This window comes from Fictibacillus phosphorivorans (assembly GCF_001629705.1).
GTDB lineage: Bacteria > Bacillota > Bacilli > Bacillales > Fictibacillaceae > Fictibacillus > Fictibacillus phosphorivorans_A.
Map to the genome: position 1 here is coordinate 526,441 of NZ_CP015378.1, position 24,304 is coordinate 550,744.

Sequence of the window (24,304 nt, forward strand, 5' to 3'; positions counted from 1 at the left end):
ATTCACATCATGTATACACATGTTCGTGTGGATAACGTGGATAAGTCGTCGAAAGAAGTAAAATCCACAGGTCGAACTGTGGATAAGAATTTATATAAGTAACGTTTTAAAGATATTTTGGGGCTCAAGTTCGTAAAATTGTGTGTGAATTGTGTGGAAGTGATGTCGAATTGTGCGAAGTTTAACTTGGAAGCGGAATATAAAAAGCTGACATCCTCACATTATTAAGGATATCAGCTTTCAACTTAAGCATTCTGAAGTTCTTCCCATTCTTCCATCAACGTTTCCATCTCTTCGTTCAAAGCATCAAGCTGAGATTGGAATTCTTGCGTCTTTTCATAATCCTGAAAGACTTCAGGTTTACATAGCTCAGCTTCGGCCGAAGTGATCTTCGTTTCGAGTCCTTCAAGCAAACCTTCAATCTCCTCGATACGGCGCTGTCTTTTACGATCCAGTTTCTTTGCTTCTTTATCGATCGAGTTCTTTGTACCGTTTCCTTGGTTGGAAGAAGGAGTGTTAACCGCGTTCTCTGCTTTCTGACGAGCGGCGATTTCTTCACGTGCTTTCATCTCATTTTTCTTTTCCGTGTAATAGTCGTAGTCACCTAGATACTCGGTCATGCCTGTTGGCGCGAGTTCAACGACTTTCGTGGCGATACGGTTTATGAAATACCGGTCATGCGATACGAAAAGGATCGTACCAGGATAATGAATTAGAGCTTGTTCAAGGATCTCTTTGCTGTCGAGATCCAGATGGTTCGTTGGCTCGTCCAGCAGAAGAAGATTACCTTTTTCCATCATAAGCTTCGCCAGAGCAAGTCGAGCCTTCTGACCACCGCTCAGCTCGGTTACAAGCTTAAGTACATCGTCACCGCTAAACAGGAACTGGCCAAGAATCGAGCGGATCTCTTTTTCCGTTTTTTCCGGATAGTCATCCCACAGCTCGTTCAGTAAGGTCTTGCGGGAATGAAGATCCGCTTGTTCCTGATCATAGTGAGAGATCATAAGTCCACTGCCATAGCGTATATCGCCCGATATGAGCGGCAGCTGCTTTCGTATCACTTTTAATAGAGTCGATTTTCCGATTCCGTTCGGTCCAACGATCGCGACGCTGTCTTGGCGGTTTATCGCTACCGATACGTTCTTAAATAGTGGTTCACCGTCTTCATATCCTGTGCTCACGTTTTCAAGCTTCAGCACATCGTTCCCACTTTGTCTCTCAATCTCAAATGAAAAACTAGCAGACTTTTCTGCGCCAGCGGGACGCTCTTTCAATTCCATCTTTTCTAACTGTTTACGACGACTCTGCGCACGTTTCGTAGTCGAAGCACGCACGATGTTGCGCTGAATGAAATCTTCCAACTTCGCAACCTGATCTTGCTGCTTCTCAAACTCTTTCATCTCTTGAGCGAAGCGCTCCGCCTTTTGCTCGAGATAGTTAGAATAGTTACCTGTGAAACGGTATGATCGTTTTCTCGAAACCTCGTAAACGGTCGTTACGATCTTATCGAGGAAATACCGGTCATGGGAAACGATTAAGATGCCGCCAGGATAACTCTGTAAATATTGCTCGAGCCATGTTAGTGTTTTGATGTCTAAGTGGTTCGTCGGTTCATCGAGAATGAGTAAATCTGGTTTTGTTAAAAGAAGCTTCGCGAGTGCGAGTCTCGTTTTTTGCCCACCACTCAATGTGTTGATCTTCGTATCGCGATCAAAATCGGCAAACTGAAAACCATGAAGCACAGTACGAATCTCTGCTTCATACTGATAGCCGCCTTCGTCTTTAAATGTAACCTGAAGCGCATCATAGTCTTTTAGAAGGCGTTCATACTCCGCGTCATTAGCGATCACTTCTGGATCGCCCATGCGCGCTTCCATCTCACGCAGCTTTTTCTCTTTTTTACGAAGGTCCTCAAACACAGAGAGCATCTCGTTCCAGATCGACTCATCCGAATCTAGCCCCGCATCCTGTGCGAGATAGCCAGTCTTCACATCTTTTGGAATCATGACATGACCAGAATCATAGGAATACTCACCAGTAATCACGCGAAGTAGCGTAGATTTACCCGCACCGTTCCGCCCAACAAGCGCGATTCGCTCACCTTTTTGAACCTCTAGTTTTATATTCGATAAAATAACGTCCGCGCCAAATGACTTCGTAACGTCCTGAACTTGTAAAATAATCATTGTAAATTCACCTCTATGAAAAACGGGTGGTTTTATTTATTGGCTTGTTCCCATAAAGAATTGGGATAGTGCTTCATTGAATAGTTGATTGAAGTGTAAGGTGAGAGACTCCTGCGGGACGAGCGGTCAGGTGAGACCCTTAAGGGCGCAAAGCGGCAAGGGGCTCACCGGTCGCCCCGCGGAAAGCGAAGCACCTGGAACGGAAATCAACTACATTCAACAATCATGCAATCAGCCTTTATACAAATAACCCTGTCTAACTAGTAGTTTAGCGTAGTTTGGAGATTCGCGCCAACAAAGGGAATGTTCAACATTTTGCAATAATTACAAGTAAAATCTTAACGACAATAAAAGCGGTTTCGTGTATATTCATCATGAGGAGGGGTTTTATGACAGAGTTTACCCATTTTAACGAAGACGGCCGTGCGCGCATGGTTGATATTTCGGAAAAAGAAACATCTCACCGAACAGCCGTAGCGGTAAGCGGGGTAACGGTTTCTGAAGAAGTCTTCCTTAAGATCAAAGAAAACGGATTTAAAAAAGGGGACGTTCTAGCCGTTGCACAAATTGCTGGGATCATGGCTGCGAAAAAAACCTCTGACTGGATCCCGATGTGTCACCCGTTATCACTGACTGGCGTCGACCTGTCTTTTTCATGGGATGAATTAGTGGACAACATGTATAAATTAAACATCCAAGTTGAAGTGAAAACGAAAGGCAGCACCGGTGTAGAGATGGAGGCGTTAACAGCGGCTTCTGCAGCAGCGTTAACCGTCTACGATATGTGTAAAGCAGCGGATAAGGGAATGGTGATCGGGCCTACATACCTCCAGTCGAAAACAGGAGGAAAGAATGGAGACTTTCTACGTTCTTCAAGCCCTGACAAAATATGATACAATAGGAATAGATAAGCTTTCTACACTTGGAGGGCTCCAAATATGAACCAAGATCAGTTAAAAATACCACACGCAACAGCAAAACGGCTGCCCTTGTATTATCGTTTTTTGAAAAACTTATCATCTTCCGGTAAACAAAGGGTGTCTTCTGCTGAATTAAGCGAAGCGGTTAAAGTAGATTCTGCAACAATCCGCAGAGATTTTTCCTACTTTGGCGCATTAGGCAAAAAAGGTTATGGCTACAATGTTAATTATCTGCTGTCGTTCTTCGCGAAAACGTTGAACCAGGATGAAACAACAACCGTAGCATTAATCGGAGTAGGTAACTTAGGCACTGCCTTTTTACATTACAATTTCACCAAAAATAACAATACCAAAATAGAAGTCGCATTCGATGTAGACCGAGCTAAAATCGGCAGCGAGATTGCCGGAGTTCCGATCTATCACACAGAAGACATCGAGCAAGAGTTGAAGAATCGAGGTATTGACGTTGCGATCCTGACCGTTCCAGTCGGAGCCGCTCAACCGATCGCAGATCAGTTAGAGCGCGCAGGTGTTACAGGCATCTTAAACTTCACACCGGCACGATTGACCGTCTCACCAGAGATTCGTGTTCATCACATCGATTTAGCTGTTGAATTGCAATCGCTTGTTTATTTTATGAAAAATTACTCTTAAAACAAGGAGGTAATCGTTATGTTAGGACCAGGAAGTATCGCGGTAATCGGTCTTGCAGCTCTTGTTATGTTTGGACCGAAAAAGCTGCCTGAGCTAGGTAAAGCAGCAGGTAAAACGCTTCGCGAGTTCAAAAATGCAACAAAAGGCATGATGGACGAAGAAGATGAGAAAAAGGAAAGCGAACAACTGAAGAAGTAAGGATGTTTGTCTATGACCTCTGAAAAAAATATGTCGCTATACGGTCACATTGGCGAATTACGAAAGCGCATCATATGGGCGATCCTAGCCTTCTTCATATTCTTGATCGCTGGATTTTTCTTAGCCAAGCCCGTAATCGTATATCTGCAAAGTGACCCAATCGCAAAGAACATTCAGATGAACGCTTTTCATCTAACCGATCCACTGAACGTGTACATGACGTTTGCCTTCTTCATCGGCCTCGTCCTATCCGCACCAGTGGTGTTGTATCAACTTTGGGCATTCATCAGCCCGGGGCTTTATGAGAACGAACGAAAAGTAACACTCATGTACATCCCAATTGCATTTCTGCTCTTCTTAACGGGACTCGCATTCTCGTACTTTATTCTGTTTCCGTTCGTTGTGAGCTTTATGGGAAATGTCGCCGTGGCACTTAGTGTAGAAGGCGAATACGGAATTCAGGAATACTTCTCATTCCTATTCAACATCACACTGCCGTTCGGCCTGTTGTTCCAGTTCCCGGTCTTGATTATGTTTCTGACTCGACTTGGAATCGTAACACCTGATTTCCTTAAGAGCATACGAAAAGTAGCCTACTTTGGGATCTTAGTAGTAGCTGGATTAATTACACCGCCAGAACTGCTGTCTCACTTGATGGTTACGTTCCCACTTATCCTGTTATACGAAATCAGCATCATCATTTCGAAGACAGCTTATAAAAAACGAATGAAAGCCGAAGTCGAAGCACTCGTCAAAGAACGCGAAAGCCAGACAGAAGCTATGTATCATGATTAAAAAGAGGATGACTCCACGTGGGGAATCCTCTTTTTTTTGTGTGGTTGGAGTGAGTTGTGATTGAGAGTGGACAGTAAAAGTGGGGAAGTGGACAGTATTTATTGAAAAGTGGACAGTATTTTCGTGGAAGTCGACAGTAAGCATCGTTTGAGGTGGCTTGCGGGCTATTTAGCTGCCACCAAAAGTAATGAACAGCCTCCGTTTTGGTGCTGGTGATGATAATCTGTCTGATTCGAAGATTAATCTGTCCATTTCAGCGATTAATCTATCCAATCTCCCACATAATCTGTCCAATTCAACCAATAATCTGTCCAATCCCACCTCAGACCACTGGCCGCCCTCACAAAGCACCACCCAAAATCCCGCACAAACAAAAAAACTGCCTCCAATAAGAAGCAGTTCCCCATATTATTTCTTCATTTTTCTTTTCAAGTGGCTGTTTAATGCGAAATAGCGGATGGCATTGGCGTAATCGAAGGTTGCTACAACCATCGTGATGATCGTCCAGAAGCTAGTCATGCCGTACTCGCTTGCGTAATGAACGGCTAAGTACGTAAAGACGACCCCGATCCCTAGATATAAAAATGCCATAAACAGTGGTGATGTCTTCATAATAGTCCTCCAATAATCAGTTGCGCTGTTTCTAGCTGCTGTTCCATTTCTTTGATTTTATCGGCAAATAATACTTGAACGATCAAAACGAGCGTGTTCATGGCAACGTGTGCCGCGATGGGTACGATAAGACGTTGCGTTTTAACATACAGAAAAGCGAACGTGAAGCCCATTGCCGTGTAAATTAGTAAGTGTGTGAAGTCCGCATGAACAGCAGCAAAGATTAACGAACTGATCAAAGCAGAGATAAAGAAATTAAAGCGTTTATGAAGAGATCCGAAAATAATCTTTCGGAAGATGATCTCTTCTAGTATTGGCCCAACGATGGCCGTTACAATCATAAAATATTTAACGTTTTTCACGATTTCAACGAGTTGCTTCGTGTTTTCCGATCCAGGTTGGATACCGAACAGGTTCATCTCGATCATGCTTGCGATAATTTGAGCGGCGTACGCCATGAAAATACCGATGATCGACCATAGAATGGCAGATCCTTTTGAGACGCGCTTAGAATTTCGGTGGCGTTCTCTCATTTCAGGGATCAGCATGTAAAGGATGATTACAAGAGCCGCGATAAAGCTGAACGTTCCCCACATTCCAAAAAGTTGATTTTTAGGAACACCAAGTTCATGTAACAGTGGAACCCCAATGTAACCTGAGAATTGCATCACGATATATATGAAGATGATCCACCAATATTTTTTCTTCAAATTACCTTCTCCTTTACGTACAGCCCTAAAAATAATTACGTTTCATACCTCTTTATATGCTTACCCATTTTAACATAGAATAGGCAGGGCTCGCGAGGATATCGAATTTGCGGGTAATTCGATTTATATTTAGATTTCTCACTTGCAAAATTTTTTAGTTTTATTTATTATTAGAAATGGAGTTAGCACTCACTAACAAAGAGTGCTAATAAGAAATCTTTTAACTATTTAAGGAGGGTGTTTCACTTGTTAAAGCCACTAGGTGACCGTATTATTATTGAGCTTGTAGAAGGTGAAGAAAAAACTGCAAGCGGCATTGTATTGCCAGATTCAGCAAAAGAAAAGCCTCAAGAAGGAAAAGTTGTTGCTGTAGGTACGGGCCGTGTAACGGATAACGGCGAGCGTATCTCTTTAGAAGTTTCTGAAGGCAACACGATTATTTTCTCAAAATACGCTGGTACAGAAGTTAAGTACCAAGGTAAAGAATACTTGATTCTTCGTGAATCTGACGTATTAGCGATCGTAGGCTAATCGTTAGGTAACTGGGAAGCTTCAATGTTTTGAAGCTACATAAATCAAACATAAAGCATATGTAAGTCACTAACTTTTAAAATTAATGGGAGGGTTTTTACATGGCTAAAGATATTAAATTTAGTGAAGACGCACGCCGCTCAATGCTTCGTGGTGTTGATGCACTAGCAAACGCTGTAAAAGTAACACTTGGACCAAAAGGACGTAACGTTGTGCTTGAGAAGAAATTCGGTTCTCCTCTAATCACAAACGACGGTGTTACAATTGCAAAAGAAATCGAGCTTGAAGATGCATTCGAAAACATGGGCGCTAAACTTGTAGCTGAAGTTGCGAGCAAAACGAACGACGTAGCAGGAGACGGAACAACAACTGCAACGGTTCTTGCTCAAGCGATGATCCGTGAAGGATTAAAGAACGTAACAAGCGGAGCAAACCCAATGGTACTTCGTAAAGGGATCGAAAAAGCAACGGCTGCTGCTGTTCAAGAACTAAAAGCGATCTCTAAACCAATCGAAGGCAAAGAGTCTATCGCACAAGTTGCGGCGATCTCTGCAGCTGACGAAGAAGTAGGACAATTGATTGCTGAAGCGATGGAGCGCGTTGGAAACGACGGCGTTATCACGATCGAAGAATCAAAAGGATTCACAACTGAGCTTGAAGTGGTTGAAGGTATGCAGTTCGACCGCGGATATGCATCTCCATACATGGTAACAAACTCTGACAAGATGGAAGCAGAGCTTGAGAACCCGTACATCCTTATCACAGATAAGAAGATTACGAACATCCAAGAAATCCTTCCAGTTCTTGAGCAAGTCGTTCAACAAGGGAAATCTCTATTGTTGATCGCTGAAGACGTTGAAGGTGAAGCACTTGCTACATTAGTAGTTAACAAGCTTCGCGGAACATTCAATGCAGTAGCGGTTAAAGCTCCTGGATTCGGTGACCGTCGTAAAGCAATGCTAGAAGACATCGCAGTACTAACTGGCGGTGAAGTGATCACAGAAGAGCTAGGTCTTGACCTTAAGACTGCGAACATCACGCAGCTTGGTACAGCTTCTAAAGTTGTGGTTACAAAAGAAAACACAACAATCGTAGAAGGTGCTGGAGATTCTTCTAAGATCGCAGCTCGTGTTAACCAAATCAAAGCACAACTCGAAGAAACAACTTCTGAGTTCGATAAAGAAAAATTACAAGAGCGCCTAGCAAAATTAGCTGGTGGAGTAGCGGTAATCAAAGTTGGTGCAGCTACAGAAACTGAGCTAAAAGAGCGCAAACTTCGTATCGAAGACGCACTAAACTCTACGCGTGCAGCAGTTGAAGAGGGTATCGTATCCGGTGGTGGTACAGCTCTAGTTAACGTGCTAAAAGCAATCGCTCAAGTAGAAGCGACTGGCGACGAGTTAACAGGTGTGAAACTAGTACTTCGTGCACTAGAAGAGCCAGTTCGTCAAATCGCACACAACGCAGGTCTTGAAGGATCTGTAGTGGTAGAGCGTTTAAAGAACGAAGAAATCGGAGTTGGATTTAACGCTGCAACTGGCGAGTGGGTAAACATGTTCGAATCTGGAATCGTTGACCCAACAAAAGTTACACGTTCAGCGCTACAAAACGCAGCATCCGTATCTGCAATGTTCCTTACAACAGAAGCAGTAATCGCGGATAAGCCAGAAGAAAACGCTGGCGGCGGAATGCCTGACATGTCCGGCATGGGCATGGGTGGAATGGGCGGCATGATGTAAGCTGCTCTTCTCTAACAAAGGGAAAGCAAATTTATTAAATAGCAAATTAAACCACTTCCTATAAACTTAGGAAGTGGTTTTTTTGTGAATTAAAATCATTCGAAACAAGAGTAACAACTTCATTTTTCTTTTTTAATGTCAGTATAAAACGAAGATGTTAAAATAGAATTAGTAAAAAATAGGAATTTGGAGATGTACTATATGAAAATAGATTTAATGACTCAAAAAGCTTTGTCTAACATGGTTGGTTGGTCAGAAGCGAATGGGAGAAGATGGATTAAAATTTTCAAACAGTTCATTCCCGTACAAAATGATGGTTCTAATAAGTATTTTAATCACGAATCTTATAAGGTTCTTTCGTTAGTTAAAGAATTAAGTGAGAAAGGATATTCCAGTACTGAAATTCTAAAAATTTTTAATGAAGAAGGTATACCAGTTAATGCTCATAAACTAAAAGCAAAAAATTTTATAAGTTACGATGAAAAGATACAGGCAAATTCACTTCCTAGTCAAAAAGAGCTTGTAATAGCAGTTTTAAAGTTTATTAACGATAAAAAGCCTTATACGACTACGATGATAAATGATGGAGTTTCATCCTATTTCTCGCTAACAGATGATCAGAAAAGTTTAACTTATCCTGACAGTAAAGAGTTTATTTTCTCTCATAGAATGAGACTAGCGAGATATTCATTAAAGAAACAAGAGTATATAGAAGAAGTTAGTAAATATACATACCAAATTACAGAAGATGGATTACAATTATTAAACGATGATTTGGAAACAACAAAAGAAGAGATTGATGAACTGGAAAATGTCACTGATCCATATGACATTATTCGAGGTAAAGTTGAGGAAATAGAAAATGATTTAATAAATGATTTAATAGATTACTTGAAACAGGCTCATTGGAGAAGACTTGAAACTATTGTTGTTGAACTACTTACTGCAATGGGATATGGAGATGGCCAAGTAACTGAAAAGACTAATGATGGTGGATTAGATGGTGTAATTAAAGAAGATAAGTTGGGTCTGGATAATATATATATACAAGCGAAAAAATGGGAAAACACAGTTGGCAGACCGGATGTAATGAGTTTTTCTGGAGCTTTGGATGCTAAAGGTGCTAGGAAAGGCATTTTTATTACTACATCTAACTTTACTAGGGGTGCAGAGGAATACGTTGAACGTCTTGAAAGTAAAAAAATAATCTTAATAGATGGGAAAAAATTAGCAAAATTAATGATTGAAAATGATATAGGTGTTAGTGTTAAGAAAAAAATTGTAGTAAAAGAAGTAGATTTTTCTTACTTCGAAGGTGAATAGCACTCCACTATTATGATTTACAAATAAAAAAGCTTTTCATAAGATCTTCATTGAAAAGCTTTTTTATACAAAATAAACATTTAGATTATAGGAGTAAAAAAACGCCTAAAAATTTTAGTTGTTCGCCTTCTCCCCAAAAGCCTCCGGAATCATCGTAAACCCTTCAATCACCGTATCTTCCTCAACTTCAATCATGAGGTAACGTTTACCGCTAAGCTGCACTTGTTTCACGTACCTTAAGTCTTGTGGACTTATCGAGATTTTAGCTACCTTCGTATCAATCTTAATCGACTTCGAGTTGTATTTCGGTACAACACTGCTTGCTTTGATCTCATACTTATCATCATCAATAACTTTTTGGAAAGCTGATTCAACCTTCTCCACACTGATATCTTCCACACCGCTCGCTTTCAAAACGCGTTCAACGTCTTTGGAATCTAAGCGAGGATGTTCTTCCTCTTCGTTCTCTTCGATCATTCGGTTGATCTCTTCATACACATTGGAAAGGGTAGAGGTGTTTAATTGATCCTGTGTTACGTCTTTAATGATCTCTTCAAACACGATTTTATCATCTTTTGCCGTCATGATTTCTTCGCCATTTAAAACGTCCACGATGAACTCATAATCAGGCTCATGAACTTTACCTGCTGAATACAGGATGTGGTTCACGTCTGCTGCATTATCACTGAAACAAGGGAAGAGAAATCCTCCGATCGGCGCGTTCAGGTTAATAACAGGATCGACCACAAAATTGTACTTGAACTCTTTTTCCACATAATCAAAGAGCAGTTCTTTTTTCGGCTCTTGCGTATTGTTTATGCTGCACAAAATGAAGGGGAAGGAGTAGACAGCATCACGTTCACTAATCTCAGCCTCATCATTTTTGCGCTTCGTCGGCTTATAGTATTCTCCCTTAATAAAAGTGATCACAATATCCTTTTCGTACTGACGGTTTAAAAGCATTTTCCCTACCATTTGAAGCATGCGTTCTTTCCAGTTTTCTGTATCGCTGGCAAGTAAGCCCTGATGCAGAATAAGCTGGCTATTGTTTTCAGCATTTCTATTAAACTTTAATTCAAATAACTTTTCATCGAGATTTCCACCAAGCAATTTTTTAAAATTATTAAAGAAGAGTTCCTGTTGTTCTGCATCTAGCATCTCAAAAGGCTGACTCACGTGATGATAGATCTCGCTGGATTCTTTCGTAATATACACATTAAAGATGCTGGAGATTTTCAGTAGATCGTTCTCTTTTTTGAACTGTTTTCGTATTTGAGCGATATCTTTTTTGTTCATGCTTGTATACACTCCTAAGTTGTTGCGATTTTAAGTCGACACTCTTTATATGTCTAACAGTGAAGTATTCTTTATTTTAACATTCAGAAGGAGTGAAGTGTGAAGGTGAAGTTTTTGTTGGTTCATAGATTGATTGCCTTAGAAGTTAAACAGCTTTTTAAATTTAACAATATCAACTCGTTGAAGGGTATAACCTGTACTCGTATCGTCGGCATACATAATCATTCCACTGTCACTGTTTTTTCGTAACCAAAGTAAATAGTTCTCTTTATTTCCATTCAAATCAACTAGAGTCATCTCTAAATTATTTTTTGACACATTTAAAATTCCTGGTATTCTTTCAGCAGACTGTATCGCATCTCTAGCAATTCTAACGGCCTTGTTATTTTTAAAAGTCTTCTTTACTTCGCCTGTAACGATAAGCATCTCTTTGGTATCCTGCATGATGAGGTTCGGAGCAGTCTCTTTACTTTCAGAATAAACGCTACACCCAGCTAACAAGATACTCAATGTAATAAAAAACAATTTAAGAAATGATTTCTTCATCTTCACACCTCTTGATATCCGTTTTAAGGTAAGTCGATTTGTATTCTTAAAAGGTTTCAGGGCACCAGTAAACATAAAAAACCCCATATCGCATAGGGATTAAGCCGATACGATACAGGGTCTCTGTTACTAAAGAATTCTTTTCTTAATACGTGCTACAAGTGGAACCACAACAAGTCCAGCAAATCCAACTTGCAGAACGTTTCCTGGAATTGATCCGAATGGTTGAATCCAGTTGCTATAAAGCACAACTTCTGCAAAATAATAGCCTACCACTTTAATAAGCATAGCAACGATAACTGCTAAGGAATAGACGAGGACACGTTTGCCTGGTACTTTTTCCGATATAGCGCCCGCTACATAGCCCATTGCCCCAACGATGATAAATGTGAACGGAGCCCATATTGTCCATCCGGATAGGAGGTCAAACAAACCCATCCCGAAAGCACCTGCAATAGCACCGGTTCTTCTACCGAAAACAAAAGCCGCTACAAATAAAGGAATGTTACCCAAGTGGATAAGACCACCGTTTCCTGCGATCGGAAGCTTGATGTTGATGAACATTGTTGCAACAAGCGTTAGTGCCACGAATAGTGCGCTGATGACTAACATTCTTGTTTTAGTCGATTGTATTGATGAATAAGTAGTATTCATACCATAACCTCTTTCATAAAAAATGAATGTAAAAAAATGATTGCACTTATTCATTATATATGTCCTTATTCTTTTAGAAAACAGCTATTTTATGGGTAGGGTGAAGAAATAGAAAAATAAACTAGTGGAATGAGCGAGTTTCTCAAAAGGAAAGAAGGGGAGAACGACACATTTGCCGAAATCTATTTTGTAGAGCATAGACGTATCGATACAGTTCATTGCGAATGCCTATAGTAGAGGAATTAAACGATATGTATCGCATGGCGATATAAGCAATAGATGAAAAGACATGAAGGAGGCCCGATATGCGACGTGATATACAACCGAATGAACGAGCTTTCTCCTCCAAGGAAGTTGCAGAAGAAGTAGGAATCGCAACACCGACAGTCCGTAAGTATGGCCAAATACTAGAGCGAAACGGATACGAGTTTTTAAAGGATGGAGATCGCCGTATCTTTGTTCAATCTGATATCGAATCGCTCATAGCGCTACGCGATACAGACAAGCCTTTAGACGATACAGCTAAAGATATTGTGCTTCAACAAAAAGAGAGACTAAAAGAAACAGTTCAAACGGACGTAGCGCTACCCGATACATATGAGAACCTTCCACAAGACCCAAACCAATTACGAGAAGTCTTAATGATGCTAGCGAATGAACTAGCAGCAACACGAGAGATGAATGCTCAGCTCACAAACGATATGTCAGAGCTTAAAGTAACCGTTTCAAGACTTCAACAAGATCATCATGCAATCAGTGCAAACGTAGGAAACGCAGCTCAGAAAACGAACGCAAAGATTGAGAAGCTGACCAATCAACAAAAAGAACAATACGAAACATTATTAGAACAGGAAAAAGAGAAAAGTGAACTTCTGCAGCAAGAAATTCAAAAGTTAAGAGAAGAACAGGTCAAGGAATGGCGTCTGCAGAACGATTTCAATAGACGACTTGAAATCGTAGTGCAAAGCCGGCCGAAAAGCAAATGGGAAGCCATTCTATCTTTATTTAGAAAGTAAGTTTGTGTGTATCGGGGGGCGATACGGTTAACCGTTACAAAGCTCTTTTTGTATAGATATAACTTGACCCGATATGGATTTATAACGATACAAGATACAATCCTCAACATTCAATCGTCATATTTCTACAATTTCCCGAGAAATATCTACAAAAACAGCACACTTATTAAGCTTGGGAAATTAGAGTTTAAGAACGCAAAACAACATCAGAAAGTACGATTACGGTGCACTGTATAGGGTGCATCTTTTTTTATTTGTTCACTTATATCGAATCTTCTCTTTTTTTGTAAAAAAACAAGGAATATCGTCTGTGTGATGAGAATATTTAAAGGAAAGAAAAAATTAAATAATGTAGAGACAGAAATGTTAGAGGGGAGTCTATCATGAACGCTAGAAATGAAAAGACATTTGAATATCATCCTCAACTTAGAGAGGTTATCGCAAACGTAGAAAAAGTTATGGTAGGTAAGAAAAAGGTCACAGAGCTGACGCTTGTTTCGTTATTAGCAGGGGGACATGTTTTACTTGAAGACGTACCAGGAGTAGGGAAAACAATGATGGTGCGATCTATCGCTAAATCCCTGGGCCTAACCTTTAACCGCATCCAGTTCACACCAGATCTATTGCCGTCTGATATGACGGGAGTATCGATATATAACCAAAAAGATATGAGTTTTGAATTTCGGCCTGGTCCTCTTGTAGGAAACATCATTCTCGCTGATGAGATCAACCGTACATCACCGAAGACACAATCGGCACTTCTTGAATCCATGGAAGAAATGAGCATGACGGTTGATGGGCAGACGCACATATTGCCCGATCCGTTCTTAGTTATGGCCACACAAAATCCGATCGAATACGAAGGAACTTATCCGCTTCCAGAAGCACAGCTTGACCGCTTTTTAATGAAGCTGACGATGGGATATCCGACTCCAGAGGAAGAGTTTAACGTATTGAACGTGATCGGAAACGAACACCCGATCCACCTCCTTAAACCAGCCATCTCACCTGAAGAGATCTCAGAACTGAAAACAGCCGTGAAGAACATCTACGTATCAGATTCAATCAAGCGATATATCGTCGACCTGATCAATCGTACACGTAATCATAAGTCCATTGCGCTAGGCGTCAGTCCGCGTGGGTCGCTTGCGTTATTAAAGGCAGCACAGGCTTTTGCCCTTCTGATGAACCGTGATTTTGTAATCCCTGATGATGTGAAATACTTAGCACCGTATGTTCTTGTTCATCGTGTGTTATTAAAACCGGAAGCTCGTTTTGAAGGGGTTTCAGCTGAAGAAGTAATCAATGAGCTTTTGGCCCGCGTGCCAGCACCTATTCATAAGGAACAGCATGCATAATGAAGGCGTTTCTTCATAAATTTCGGGAGCGGTATAAAACGCCGATCGGGTTTTCAGGGATCATCTTCTTACTGCTTGTTACGTTTTCTTTTGCCATGTTTCAGGGAGGCTTCGTAAGCTGGTTTCTATTTTACAGTGTTCTTCCGCTCGTACTTTATTCCATTACGATGGCTTTTTATCCGATACAACGGTTAAAAGTGGAGCGATATATCTCTAAAACCAAGCTGATGGCAGGCGAAGAAATAGAAGTGACAATTGTTATCAAACGACGCAGCAACTTTCCACTCTTTTATGTTGTGTTAGAGGACCTTCTGCCAGAGGTGCTGCTTCGTGAAACGCGATACGAGGGCAATACGCATCAGATCCAGTCTCGTATTTTGTTGTTTCCGTTGTTCCGCAAAAACCTAGAATTTTCGTATACGATTAATCCTGCACCGCGTGGGTTATTTAAATTTGATCAGATTCAAATCAGTACAGGAGATATCTTTGGCTTTGTTTTAAAAAGTACGAGTGTTTCCGTTCAAGACCAGATCTTTGTGTACCCGCAGTATCAAGATATCGAGCGGTGGGAAGCGGGAAAGATGCTTCAATCAGGTATGAAAAAAGTCGGGAAGCGTTCGTTTTCCGACTATACATCAACGGTCAGTGTGCGTGATTATGTGGCCGGCGATCGTATGAACTGGCTGCACTGGAAAGCGAGTGCGAGATCGAACAAGCTGCTGACAAAAGTGTTCGAACAGCAGCGGAACGATGATTTTGTGATTGTGCTTGATCATTGTGAAAAGAGTTACGGCACGCAGGATTGGCTGTTTGAACGTGGCGTTTCACTTGCGGCATCGATCGTTCACTATGCGATTTCAAAGGGTGGTTCGATCGGCTATCATCCGCTATCTGGAAAAGAGATCCCGATGAACATAGGGACCGACCAAGAATGGCGGATTCTTCACGAACTCGCAAAAGTGAAGTCAGACGTGAAGCTGCCGTTTGAAGAACGATTGAAACAAGAATACATGGCAGGCTTTATGGAAGGTAAAACGGCGCTTATCATTTCGCCGAACCTTTCTGAATACACGATGAAAACGCTCGAGCTTATCGCATCTAGACAGCAAACGAACGTGATTTTCTTTTACTTAGCGCTTGATTCTAAACTTAAGAGTCAAGAACTCACGTATATCTCTCGAATCAGACAGTTCGGTGTGCCTGTAACACCGATGATTGGTTCTGACTTTAACGAATCGCTGAAGGCAGGTGGCACGTATGCCTCAATCTAATCAGCAGCAAGCGTCAACACTACACGTCTTAGTTCTGTACGGCTTAGGCTTTCTTCTTTTATGGGAGTGGTTAAGACCATTAAAAGAGCTTACGACGACGAACGATATCCAGATTTTCGTGATGTACACGCTCTTTTTGTTTATCGTAACGTATTTTCAGCTTCCGTTTTGGATCTCATTTCCGGTTAAATTAGGAGCGATGTTATATGCGCTTCATTCTCTATACTTCTTTGATGTCTTCTTGTCGTTTAAATGGGTTCCTTTTTTAATCGAAGACATTCAATACAACTTGGGGCTGTTTTCCGATCAAAACTGGGATGAGATGACGTCGCTCTCTCGGAGTTTATTGTTTTTTATTCTACTTTGGCTCGTCAGTTATTTGATGCATTATTGGCTCGTCCAAACCCGGAGAATCTTTCTGTTCTTCTTAATTACGGTGATCTACATTTCGATACTCGATACATTTACGGTTTATGATGGGAAGTTCGCAATCATCCGTACCGTTTTCATCGGACTGATTTTGGTCGGTATTTTAAGAATGATGAAAATTATTGAAACGCAAGGCTTTTCTCTTTTAAAAGGAAAGTTTCCTGTGCTCTGGGTGGCACCACTTTCTGGTGTTATCGCATTGTCGTCAGTTCTCGGATATGTTGCACCAAAAGCATCCCCGATCTGGCCAGATCCTGTTCCGTTTCTTCAGAATCTGTCTGGGAAAGGCGATGAAGAAGGTTTAGGGAAAGGTCCTGGTATAGCAAAGATTGGTTATGGTGAAAACGACAGCCAACTTGGTGGGCCGTTTGAGTTCGACTATACGCCAATCTTCACCGCTTATGATAACGGAAGGCATTATTGGCGGATCGAAACCAAAGAATTCTATACCGGTAAAGGGTGGGAGAATAAGATTCCGACTCAGGCGATCGCTTTAGAAGCAGATAATCCTTCAGCCGATACGAATTATACGAGAATCTGGGAAGATGGATTAGAAATGAAAGACCATAAAGCACGCATTGAAGCGGAAAAAAGAAAAGAATACTCATTTTTAATGATTCCAGGAAAGCTGACCAACATTCAAGCGGATCCGGGTATCAACTATCAATTAGATGGTGTGAACGGAAAAATTTCTACCTTTCAAGATGGAAGAGAAGAGAAGCTTACGGAATACGAGATGGATTATCAGCTGCCTGTTATAAAAGAAGAGCAGCTAAAAGCTTCAACCGATCAATACCCCGAAGAAATAACAGAAAATTACCTGCAGCTGCCTGAAACACTGCCACAACGGGTAAAAGACCTTGCGCAAGAAGTTACAGCGGACCAACCAACGCTCTACGATAAAGTTAAAACGGTCGAAAGCTATTTTGCTAAGAACGCTTATGGCTATAACACGATTGAAGTTGCGGTTCCAAAACGCGATGAAGATTACGTCGATCAGTTTTTATTTGAAACGAAAAAAGGGTATTGCGATAACTTTTCAACATCGATGACCGTGATGCTGCGTTCTGTCGGCATACCTGCTCGTTGGGTTAAAGGCTTTACTCCTGGAACCTTTGAGGCACTAGGTAAAGACGGTCTACGTGAATATACCGTAACCAACGCAAACGCTCACTCTTGGGTAGAAGTTTATTTTTCAGGAATCGGATGGGTTCCTTTTGAGCCGACGCGCGGATTTGATAATCCATTCGAGCCAGAGAGTGAAGAGAAAGATTCCACACCAGCTGCACCTGTTCCGACTCAACCGGACAAGCCTGAAAAAGACGTAACGAAGGAAGATAGTTCTGCTTCAGGAGCAAAAACAGGTTCGGATTCAATCCTGAAATCTGTTGGAACGTTAGCGGTTATTTTGTTAATCAGTCTTGTTGTGATCGCTGGAATCGCTTATCTGTTCCGCAGAAAATGGCTTCGTCAGTACACGATTTGGCGCTATAAACACAAAAAAGGCGCTGATAGCTTTGAAGAAGCCTTCGAACGCCTGATGTGGTTATTAAAGATATACGGCTTAAAAAGAAGACCTGCTTTTACACTGAGAGAGTATGCTCTGTATGTTGACAGAGAGCTTGATACAAAGGACATGAGGATCCTCGCTAAAGCTTATGAAGGCGTGCAATTCAGTCCGAAAAAGCAGACAGATCTATGGAATGATTTCCATAAAGAATTGTGGGAAAATTTAATTAAAAGAATCCGCCCTTGACCGCTATAACAGGCATTGTTAGAATGTCTTTAAGATTATAGTGTCAGATAATATTCTCCTTCGTATATCCTCGATAATAAGGTTCGAGAGTCTCTACCGGGTTGCCGAAAATGACCTGACTATGAAGGCAGGATTCTTTATAGCTACATTTTAAGGAATTCTGCCTTTGTTTTTGTATGTGGAAAACAAGGGTAGAATTCTTTTGTTTTATAAAGAAAGTGTAAAGATAGACAAGCTGACGGATACTATAGCTGATAATAATAGATGGGGTGAAGTACATGAGCGTAACGAATGATTTGCACGTAATGAGTGAAATGATCGTTGTGTTAGATTTCGGTGGACAATATAATCAGTTGATTGCACGTCGTATCCGTGACTTAGGAGTATACAGTGAATTACATCCGCACACGACTACGGCGGAAGATATAAAGAAAATGAATCCAAAAGGAATCATCTTCTCTGGTGGACCTAACTCTGTTTACGCAGAAGGAGCACCAGCTTGTGATCCAGCTATCTTTGATCTTGATATTCCAGTGCTTGGAATCTGCTATGGTATGCAGTTGATGAGCTACCACTTCGGCGGTAAAGTAGAGCGCGCAAGCCACCGTGAGTATGGTAAAGCAGAGATCACAGTAACGAACATGAACAAGCTTTATGAGAATCTTCCAGAACAACAAGTGGTTTGGATGAGCCATAGCGACTTAGTTGTTGCACCACCAGAAGGTTTCGTAACGGACGCTACAAGTCTTTCTTGCCCTGTAGCGGCGATGAGTGATGTATCTCGTAAACTTTACGGCGTACAATTCCACCCAGAAGTTCGTCATTCAGAGTACGGTATCGAGTTTCTTGATAACTTCGTAAAATCCGTTTGTGAATGTGAAGGCAACTGGACGATGGAAAACTGGATCGAAGACGAAATTCAAAAGATCCGTGACGTTGTTGGCGACAAAAAAGTGATCTGCGCAATGTCAGGTGGCGTTGACTCTTCTGTTGTAGCCGTACTTGTTCATAAAGCAATCGGTGACCAGTTAACATGTATTTTCGTTGATCACGGACTTCTTCGTAAAGATGAAGCTGATCAAGTTATGAAAACATTCAGCGAAGGATTCAATATCAACATCATCAAAGTTGATGCGAAAGAGCGTTTCTTGAGCAAGCTTGAAGGTGTATCTGATCCTGAGAAGAAGCGTAAGATCATCGGTAACGAGTTCATCTACGTATTTGATGAAGAAGCGTCAAACCTACAAGGCATCGAATTCCTTGCACAAGGTACGCTTTACACAGATATCGTAGAGAGCGGTACTGCGACTGCACAAACGATCAAGTCTCACCATAACGTAGGCGGACTTCCTGAAGACATGCAGTTTAAATTGATCGAGCCACTTAACACACTCTTTAAAGATGAAGTGCGTAAAGTAGGTACAGAGCTTGGTATTCCTGAGCACATCGTTTGGCGTCAGCCGTTCCCAGGCCCTGGTCTAGGAATTCGTGTACTTGGTGCGATTACAGAAGAAAAATTAGAGATCGTTCGTGAGTCTGATTTCATTCTTCGCGAAGAAATCGCGAAAGCAGGCTTAGAGCGTGAAGTGTGGCAATATTTCACAGTCCTACCTGACATCCGTAGTGTTGGTGTAATGGGTGACGCTCGTACGTACGATTACACGATCGGTATTCGTGCCGTAACGTCGATCGACGGAATGACTTCTGACTGGGCACGTATCCCTTGGGACGTTCTTGAAAAGATCTCTACTCGTATCGTAAACGAAGTGGATCACATCAACCGCGTGGTGTACGATATTACGTCTAAGCCACCAGCAACGATCGAGTGGGAATAGGTTTGTGAGCGAAAACACGAACGATTATCGTAAAATAACATAAAATCATTCGTAAAAATGCTTGACGTACGACAAAGTTCGACCTATACTCAAGTAGTAATTAAAAATTAAATGTATTTCCTACGTATAAATTCGGGGATATGGCCCGAAAGTTTCTACCAGACTGCCGTAAATGGTCTGACTACGAAGGATTTTTGAAACATGGCGCACATGCTCTCTTTGCATAGGCCTCGTTTCATTAACTCTTACGTATTCAGACCCAAGGGCTTGTCCCTTGGGTCTTTTTGTTAGTTATTTTCTATAGATTGCTGCTAGTCGCTGAATTTCATCTTTGAAAGTTGATTGTAGTGCAAGGTGCGAGACTCCTGCGGGACAGGCGTGCAGGTGAGACACTTATACGTGAAACGTACGAATGTGGCTCACCGCTTGCCCCGCGGAAAGCGAGCACCTGAAACGGAAATCAACCTCATCCAAAAGCGACTTGAAATAGCTATCGTTTTTATACGTAGACAGGGTATAGGGGGATATATAGATGGAAAAGTATTTTGGTTTCAAGGAGTTCAACACTTCTTACAAAAAAGAAGCAACAGCGGGATTAACAACATTCCTTGCGATGGCTTACATTTTATTCGTTAACCCATCCGTACTAGGCGATGCGGGCATGGATAAAGGTGCCGTGTTCACGGCAACTGCACTTGCAGCGGCGCTTGGAACTCTTTTCATGGGGATCGTAGCGAAGTATCCGATCGCACTTGCTCCAGGTATGGGACTTAACGCATTCTTCGCTTACTCAGTAGTCTTGGTCATGGATATCCCGTGGCAAACAGCACTTGCTGGCGTATTGATGTCTGGAATTATCTTTATTTTTATTACATTATTTAAAATTCGCGAAACGATCATAAACGCAATCCCGGAAGATCTTAAATTTGCTGCAGCGTCCGGTATCGGACTGTTCATAGCATTCATCGGATTGAAAAACGCAGGAATCGTCGCGCCAAGTAAAGCAACACTGGTTTCTCTTGGTGACTTAACACAAGGTCCAACACTTCTTGCCATCTTTGGTTTCATCATTACAATTTTAATGATGATCCGAAACGTTCGTGGAGGAATCTTCTACGGAATGGTAATCACAGCTGTAGTTGGTATCTTTGCTGGTTTGATCAATAAGCCAGATCAAATCGTAGGAGCAATTCCGAGTCTTGCACCAACATTTGGACAAGCTTTCTCTCACTTTGATCAAATTTTCACCATAGATATGATGATCGTTGTTCTAACGTTCTTTATCGTTGATTTCTTTGATACTGCAGGAACATTGATGGCAGTTGCATCACAAGCAGGAATCATGAAAGACAACAAGCTGCCTCGTGCAGGTAAAGCTTTGCTCGCCGATTCATCAGCGATCGCAGTTGGTGCGATCCTTGGAACATCTTCAACAACAGCATACATTGAATCAGCTTCCGGTGTAGCAGCGGGTGGACGTACAGGATTCACATCCGTTGTAACAGGTGGGTTGTTCTTATTAGCTCTTTTCTTCTCACCATTATTAGTTGTCGTAACACCATCTGTAACAGCACCAGCGCTTATTATCGTCGGTGTACTAATGGTATCTGTATTAAGTAAAATCAAGTGGGACCGTTTAGAAATCGCAGTACCAGCATTCTTAACGCTGATCGCAATGCCGCTCACATACAGCATCGCAACAGGGATCGCACTAGGATTCGTTATGTACCCACTAACAATGACAGTAAAAGGACGTTTCAAAGAAGTTCACCCGATCATGTGGGTTCTCTTCATCGTCTTCATCAGCTATTTCGTATTCTTAGTTGAATAGTGAAAAACTTTCGTAGGAATGTCCATTTTTGGGCATTCCTTTTTTGTATGGGCAGGAAAACATATAAAAAAGATAGCCGATAACTTTAAGGAAGAGAGATGCAAAAAATAAGTTTCTTCATTATAATAGTGTGCAGGATGAAGATTAAGGGAGAAGTGGGAAATGGAAGCAATGTGGACTGTTTGGTTTTTTGTAGTAGGAGCAGTATTAGCCTCGTTCGGCGGAGTGATCGGCTATCGTCTGCCAAAGGGAATGAAGGTAATAGGTGTAGAACGTTCACAATGTGACCATTGCGAAAGGCAATTAAAATGGTACGAGCTGTTTCCCGTTGTTTCGTTTCTAGCTGCGGGTGCAAAGTGTAAATCATGTAAGAAAGGGATTCCCCTTTTATATACGATGGTAGAACTCGCAACTGGTGCTCTTTATAGTTTTTCATACATAAAATACGGGTTCTCTATCCAATTGTTGTTAGCCTGTTCACTCATTTTATTATGCGCCATCATTACCGTTTCCGATTTGTTGTACTTTATTATCTCAGACAAAGTGCTGATCGTGTTTTTCGTGTGGTTCCTAGCTTTACAAGTGATCTTTGAAACTAGAGGCTGGGTAGACGCTGCCGTCGGAAGTTTGCTCGGATTTTTATTTTTGTTATTGTTAGCCATTCTCTCAAAAGGCGGAATTGGCGGTGGGGATATTAAGCTGATGGGCGTATTAGGACTCGTACTTGGGTTCCAAGGAGCATATCTAACACTGATGGTCGCGTCCATCGTTGGAGTATTAGTCGCAATCGTAGGATTGGTAACGAAGAAATATAACAGAAAGACCGCAATCCCGTTCGGACCATATTTAGCGGTAGGCGCGTTAGTGACGTTTTATTATAGTGAAGAGTTGTTGGGGTTGATCTTTTAACCTCAACTTTTTTTATGTCGAAACTTTGATTTGGATTGAGCGTAAGTAGGGTATGAAAATTAGAGTAGTTTGAAGGTTATAGAGGATTACGAATACATATAGAAGGGGATTAAGTTAGGAGGTTTTGTTGGAAATGTGGTTAATTATTTTTACGAATATACTAGCGTTCATTTTAGCATTAATATTTGGAATAGGTTATTACAAAAAGAAAAAGAAAGAAAAAGTTAGTCAAATTCGAGCTGAACTCTGGGGAACAGCTGTCTTTATAGGAGTTATGGTTTTTTTTAATGGGATAATTCTGTACGTGAACTATTCAGACGAGCAAAGAGTAAAAGCTGCATATACAGAAATGGAAAAAAACAATGAAGAAAGAGGAAATGAAGAAGAATCTTTTGCTAACCTGGAATTATCACTTAAAACTGATAAAAATAAGGGCCCAGATACTCATTATATTTATGTAGCTAATTTTAATAAAAAGGTATCATTTCATGGAAAGGTCTATATAAAAACCATCATCAATAATAAAATAGTTGACGGGGAATACACAACTAAAAAAATCACTATAAAACCAGGGGAAAAGAAACAAATAGATCATTTTGATGGGACAAGTTTTTACGATTCATATTCCTGGGAGTGGAAAGGTGAACTTAATTAAATTGAAGTTTTAAAAAGGTGAGGACGAAAATGGATAATGACTATTTGAGTGGTGTGATCTGGTTTAACATAGGAGCTTTTGCATTTGGACTTATTCTAGCCATTAGCTCATTCGTTCACTATAAAAAGTTAGGTAGAACGAGAACAGGGGTATATTGGGCGATTGGATGTATTGCTACATGCCTGCTAGTGATGAATGGAATTATAAAGGTTTCAGATGTAATGGATGAACATATGAAGAAACAAGCGTTTGAAACACTTGAGGAAACCTATCACGAAAGAGGAGATCGTAACAATGAATCCTTTAAGAACTTAGAGGTTGTCGTTATTTCGGAAAAGGGCAGATGGTCTACAGCTTATAACATTTATGCAGCTAATTTTAACAAACAGTATACATACAAAGGGAAAATCGAGATTACGGTTAAGAACAGACAAGAAAAGAAAGTTTTTACACACGTTACGGAAACCGTTACTTTAAAACCTGGAGAGAAAAAAGAGCTTAAAAATACAAATTATGATACCACGCATTATAGCTATTCGTGGAGATGGCTAGGAAAGTTAAAGAAATAGAGAAAAGAATTTTGAAAACACCCAAACGTTGGTTTAGGTGTTTTTTTATTTTAATTCTTTTTACCTAAGTGAATTTATCTACTTCTGATCGTTAAAAGCGCTTATTTAGTGATTTTCAGGTTTATAATTTTAATATTAGAGGAAAAAACAAATGTAAAAATGGATATTTATGTATATATAACATGAGGATATTCCTAGTAGGAATTTTTCGGGGAGGTGTCGGAAAAAGTCGAACATTGCCAAAGGTAGTAAGAAGGTTGTGGATAAGTTCAATAAGCCTTTATGTAGCAAGGATTTAGAAGGTTGACGCCCTAAGAATTTCTGTGATAGTTTTGCCATAGAAAAAATTTAAAAGATTTTACATAACTATTAGATTTTGTTGTAATTTGATTTTTGTAGGAAATGAGTATCAGGACAATAAATGAGAAAGGTCTTCGGAATTTTCATCATAAATAGTGAGTTGTTCTAGATTTCAAGCCGAAATTATGTAACAAAGAAGTATGTATAAACA

22 protein-coding genes and 2 riboswitches are annotated in these 24,304 nt (G+C 40.8%); of the genes, 16 read left to right on the plus strand and 6 right to left on the minus strand.

The features are described from left to right. Positions 1-245: 245 nt before the first annotated feature. Entirely contained in the window at positions 246-2,186 is a 1,941-nt protein-coding gene (locus ABE65_RS02770; RefSeq protein ID WP_066391173.1) for an ABC-F family ATP-binding cassette domain-containing protein, read from the minus strand. Between the two features lie 389 nt (positions 2,187-2,575). Here ABE65_RS02770 and moaC point away from each other — a divergent pair, with 389 nt between their 5' ends. Genes moaC through tatC form a run of 4 tightly spaced genes read left to right on the plus strand, consistent with a single transcriptional unit; the run spans position 2,576 to position 4,753 of the window. Then, complete coding sequence (gene moaC, locus ABE65_RS02775; RefSeq protein WP_066391174.1) at positions 2,576-3,079, plus strand: cyclic pyranopterin monophosphate synthase MoaC; 504 nt, start codon at positions 2,576-2,578, stop codon at positions 3,077-3,079. Positions 3,080-3,124: 45 nt separating this feature from the next. Continuing rightward, on the plus strand, positions 3,125-3,760 hold the full coding sequence (locus ABE65_RS02780) for a redox-sensing transcriptional repressor Rex (RefSeq protein ID WP_066391175.1): 636 nt from the start codon (positions 3,125-3,127) through the stop codon (positions 3,758-3,760). Positions 3,761-3,778: 18 nt separating this feature from the next. Continuing rightward, positions 3,779-3,958, plus strand: coding sequence for a twin-arginine translocase TatA/TatE family subunit (locus ABE65_RS02785; RefSeq protein WP_066391178.1), 180 nt, complete (start codon positions 3,779-3,781; stop codon positions 3,956-3,958). 12 nt (positions 3,959-3,970) lie between these two features. Next, positions 3,971-4,753, plus strand: coding sequence for a twin-arginine translocase subunit TatC (gene tatC / locus ABE65_RS02790; protein ID WP_066391179.1), 783 nt, complete (start codon positions 3,971-3,973; stop codon positions 4,751-4,753). Between the two features lie 408 nt (positions 4,754-5,161). Here the strand turns inward: tatC and ABE65_RS02795 are convergent, their stop codons facing one another. Further along, on the minus strand, positions 5,162-5,365 hold the full coding sequence (locus ABE65_RS02795; RefSeq protein WP_066391180.1) for a DUF4305 domain-containing protein: 204 nt from the start codon (positions 5,363-5,365) through the stop codon (positions 5,162-5,164). After that, the gene (locus ABE65_RS02800; RefSeq protein WP_066391181.1) at positions 5,362-6,075 is read right to left on the minus strand and encodes a CPBP family intramembrane glutamic endopeptidase; all 714 of its coding nucleotides are present in this window, start codon (positions 6,073-6,075) and stop codon (positions 5,362-5,364) included. Before ABE65_RS02800 ends, ABE65_RS02795 begins: the two co-directional genes overlap by 4 nt. Before the next feature lie 246 nt (positions 6,076-6,321). Here ABE65_RS02800 and groES point away from each other — a divergent pair, with 246 nt between their 5' ends. The 3 genes from groES to ABE65_RS02815 all read left to right on the plus strand — a co-directional run bounded on the left by groES (position 6,322) and on the right by ABE65_RS02815 (position 9,668). After that, positions 6,322-6,606 carry a co-chaperone GroES gene (gene groES / locus ABE65_RS02805; RefSeq protein ID WP_066242572.1) on the plus strand — a complete coding sequence of 95 codons (285 nt, stop codon included), beginning with the start codon at positions 6,322-6,324 and terminating at the stop codon, positions 6,604-6,606. 101 nt (positions 6,607-6,707) lie between these two features. Further along, complete coding sequence (groL, locus tag ABE65_RS02810) at positions 6,708-8,345, plus strand: chaperonin GroEL (RefSeq protein ID WP_066242575.1); 1,638 nt, start codon at positions 6,708-6,710, stop codon at positions 8,343-8,345. Between the two features lie 201 nt (positions 8,346-8,546). After that, complete coding sequence (locus ABE65_RS02815; RefSeq protein WP_066391182.1) at positions 8,547-9,668, plus strand: restriction endonuclease; 1,122 nt, start codon at positions 8,547-8,549, stop codon at positions 9,666-9,668. 114 nt (positions 9,669-9,782) lie between these two features. On the opposite strand, the gene ABE65_RS02820 is transcribed toward ABE65_RS02815, so the two are convergent. The 3 genes from ABE65_RS02820 to ABE65_RS02830 form a co-directional block, all read right to left on the minus strand. Further along, positions 9,783-10,964: a DUF4317 domain-containing protein gene (locus ABE65_RS02820; RefSeq protein WP_066391185.1), complete on the minus strand. Its 1,182-nt coding sequence runs from the start codon at positions 10,962-10,964 to the stop codon at positions 9,783-9,785. A gap of 138 nt (positions 10,965-11,102) precedes the next feature. Further along, entirely contained in the window at positions 11,103-11,510 is a 408-nt protein-coding gene (locus ABE65_RS02825) for a YhfM domain-containing protein (RefSeq protein WP_156499104.1), read from the minus strand. A gap of 129 nt (positions 11,511-11,639) precedes the next feature. Continuing rightward, entirely contained in the window at positions 11,640-12,164 is a 525-nt protein-coding gene (locus ABE65_RS02830; protein ID WP_066391188.1) for an ECF transporter S component, read from the minus strand. 305 nt (positions 12,165-12,469) lie between these two features. Between ABE65_RS02830 and ABE65_RS02835 the strand changes: the two genes are divergently transcribed. From ABE65_RS02835 to ABE65_RS02875, 9 genes are all read left to right on the plus strand, one after another. Next, positions 12,470-13,180, plus strand: coding sequence for a hypothetical protein (locus ABE65_RS02835; protein WP_066391189.1), 711 nt, complete (start codon positions 12,470-12,472; stop codon positions 13,178-13,180). A gap of 383 nt (positions 13,181-13,563) precedes the next feature. Then, positions 13,564-14,538, plus strand: a complete 975-nt coding sequence (locus ABE65_RS02840; RefSeq protein WP_066391191.1) for an AAA family ATPase — start codon at positions 13,564-13,566, stop codon at positions 14,536-14,538. Further along, a complete protein-coding gene (locus ABE65_RS02845; protein WP_066391192.1) occupies positions 14,538-15,809 on the plus strand; it encodes a DUF58 domain-containing protein in 1,272 nt (423 codons plus the stop codon). The genes ABE65_RS02840 and ABE65_RS02845 overlap by 1 nt, the downstream gene beginning before the upstream one ends. Next, positions 15,796-17,994, plus strand: coding sequence for a transglutaminase domain-containing protein (locus ABE65_RS02850; RefSeq protein ID WP_066391193.1), 2,199 nt, complete (start codon positions 15,796-15,798; stop codon positions 17,992-17,994). The genes ABE65_RS02845 and ABE65_RS02850 overlap by 14 nt, the downstream gene beginning before the upstream one ends. Positions 17,995-18,034: 40 nt before the next feature. Next, positions 18,035-18,136: riboswitch (purine riboswitch) on the plus strand. A gap of 163 nt (positions 18,137-18,299) precedes the next feature. Beyond that, positions 18,300-19,829: a glutamine-hydrolyzing GMP synthase gene (gene guaA, locus ABE65_RS02855; RefSeq protein WP_153236462.1), complete on the plus strand. Its 1,530-nt coding sequence runs from the start codon at positions 18,300-18,302 to the stop codon at positions 19,827-19,829. A gap of 102 nt (positions 19,830-19,931) precedes the next feature. After that, positions 19,932-20,033: riboswitch (purine riboswitch) on the plus strand. A 328-nt stretch (positions 20,034-20,361) separates the two neighbouring features. Beyond that, entirely contained in the window at positions 20,362-21,660 is a 1,299-nt protein-coding gene (locus ABE65_RS02860) for an NCS2 family permease (protein WP_066391196.1), read from the plus strand. A gap of 162 nt (positions 21,661-21,822) precedes the next feature. Continuing rightward, a complete protein-coding gene (locus ABE65_RS02865) occupies positions 21,823-22,569 on the plus strand; it encodes a prepilin peptidase (RefSeq protein ID WP_066391198.1) in 747 nt (248 codons plus the stop codon). 127 nt (positions 22,570-22,696) lie between these two features. Then, positions 22,697-23,224, plus strand: a complete 528-nt coding sequence (locus ABE65_RS02870; RefSeq protein WP_066391200.1) for a hypothetical protein — start codon at positions 22,697-22,699, stop codon at positions 23,222-23,224. Between the two features lie 29 nt (positions 23,225-23,253). After that, positions 23,254-23,793: a hypothetical protein gene (locus tag ABE65_RS02875; protein ID WP_066391202.1), complete on the plus strand. Its 540-nt coding sequence runs from the start codon at positions 23,254-23,256 to the stop codon at positions 23,791-23,793. Positions 23,794-24,304: the final 511 nt, after the last annotated feature.